This window comes from Xenorhabdus budapestensis (genome assembly GCF_002632465.1).
Classification (GTDB): Bacteria; Pseudomonadota; Gammaproteobacteria; order Enterobacterales; family Enterobacteriaceae; genus Xenorhabdus; species Xenorhabdus budapestensis.
Genome location: NZ_NIBS01000121.1, coordinates 1 through 769, shown reverse-complemented (window position 1 = coordinate 769; position 769 = coordinate 1). Strand labels below are relative to the sequence as shown.

Genomic DNA, 769 nt, shown 5'->3' with positions numbered 1-769 from the left:
ACTATAAGGTGAAGGTTGTTAACTCATTCCCCGATCTGAAAGTCAAAGTTGTCACCAGCTCCGCGAATTCTCCGGGCAAATGGCGAATGGTGACTGCATCACCTGATTACAAGATTCAGTTCGTCAACGCATTCCCGGACTTTACTATCAAATACGTAGATTCATTCCCCGGATCAACCCAATGATTCCTTACTTCAATAATTCGCAAGCCATTTTCATAACCTGCTCCCATTCTTCATTGTTGAGTCCGTGGTATCGTTTTAGTTTTACAATACCCAGTAGCATCTTGGCTTTTCTTTCTCCCCTTAGTGCTGCACTTAACATTAATCCAGGGGGACGCTTATGTGGTGGTATCTGGTGCTCAAGCATATTTACCTCTCTATTCAGCATAAAAAACTGGTTCGGTTGATATAGCCCCTTATTTTGGCGAGACTACATCAGCCCAAAACCTCCACAAACCTCTATCAAGCACCCGTTTCTGGATGCTTTGCAGAATTTTGTATAATCATTTCTTTTTGGACTTCTCAGTCGAATACTTGCTCGCCCATGCCTTGGCTAGATTCAAGCAATCATCAAACAGCTTGCCCTTTCTGCTGGCTGATCCAGAACGGCGATAATGTTCAACTGCCCGGTCACTTGCCATCCCTGCGATAGATGAAGAAAAGCCGCCGGCAAGATCTATCATTTGCCAGATGCGGAGTATTCAATCAATAGTGATAAATCCACAGAAGAAATTCGTGATTTAGCTCTTGATACAGCAAAAAAAGTA

The 769-nt window shown here is 43.3% G+C and carries 2 protein-coding genes; one reads left to right on the top strand and one right to left on the bottom strand.

Annotation, left to right across the window (positions count from 1 at the left end; translation table 11 throughout):
• On the top strand, positions 1-185 hold a 185-nt coding region (locus tag Xbud_RS20265; RefSeq protein WP_479688251.1), incomplete at its 5' end, for a 7(1) septoil knot domain-containing protein.
• A gap of 4 nt (positions 186-189) precedes the next feature.
• Here Xbud_RS20265 and Xbud_RS19175 read toward each other — a convergent pair.
• Positions 190-369: a hypothetical protein gene (locus tag Xbud_RS19175; RefSeq protein WP_145956691.1), complete on the bottom strand. Its 180-nt coding sequence runs from the start codon at positions 367-369 to the stop codon at positions 190-192.
• Positions 370-769: the final 400 nt, after the last annotated feature.

Excerpts from the sequence above, each read along its gene's own strand:
- Xbud_RS19175 (WP_145956691.1), bottom strand. The coding sequence starts at position 369 with ATGCTTGAGCACCAGATACCACCACATAAGCGTCCCCCTGGATTAATG.